Annotated in this window: 1 protein-coding gene; it reads left to right on the top strand. The window is 45.3% G+C overall.

Annotated features, from left to right (window positions below):
• Positions 1–54: 54 nt before the first annotated feature.
• Positions 55–857 (top strand): DNA mismatch repair endonuclease MutL (mutL, locus tag GMD6S_RS11505; protein ID WP_000018191.1); only part of this gene is annotated, 803 nt, incomplete at its 3' end.

Here is an 857-nt window from a genome sequence, read left to right as displayed (position 1 = left end):
GTATAATAGCACTAATCAATTTCTAGGAAAATAGATACAGAAAGGGGCTGAAAGATGTCTCATATTATTGAATTGCCAGAAGTGTTGGCAAACCAGATCGCGGCAGGAGAGGTCATTGAACGTCCTGCCAGTGTGGTCAAAGAGTTGGTAGAAAATGCCATTGATGCGGGTTCTAGCCAGATTATCATTGAGATTGAGGAAGCTGGTCTTAAGAAGATTCAAATCACAGATAATGGCCATGGAATTGCCCACGATGAGGTTGAGTTGGCCTTGCGTCGACATGCGACCAGTAAGATAAAAAATCAAGCAGACCTCTTTCGGATTCGGACGCTTGGTTTTCGTGGTGAAGCCCTGCCCTCTATCGCTTCTGTCAGTGTCTTGACTCTGTTGACGGCGGTGGATGGTGCGAGTCATGGGACCAAGCTCGTTGCGCGTGGGGGAGAAGTTGAGGAAGTCATCCCAGCGACTAGTCCTGTGGGGACCAAAGTTTGTGTTGAGGACCTCTTTTTCAATACACCTGCCCGTCTCAAGTATATGAAGAGCCAGCAAGCGGAGTTGTCTCATATCATTGATATTGTTAACCGTCTGGGATTGGCTCATCCTGAGATTTCTTTTAGTTTGATCAGTGATGGCAAGGAAATGACACGGACAGCAGGAACTGGTCAACTGCGACAAGCCATCGCAGGAATTTATGGTTTGGCGAGTGCAAAGAAGATGATTGAAATTGAGAACTCTGATCTAGATTTCGAAATTTCAGGTTTTGTTTCATTGCCTGAATTGACACGAGCAAATCGTAACTATATCAGCCTCTTCATCAATGGCCGTTATATCAAGAACTTTCTACTCAACCGTGCTAT

Source organism: Streptococcus sp. GMD6S (assembly GCF_000297015.1).
This window is presented reverse-complemented; position numbering and strand designations above follow the sequence as displayed.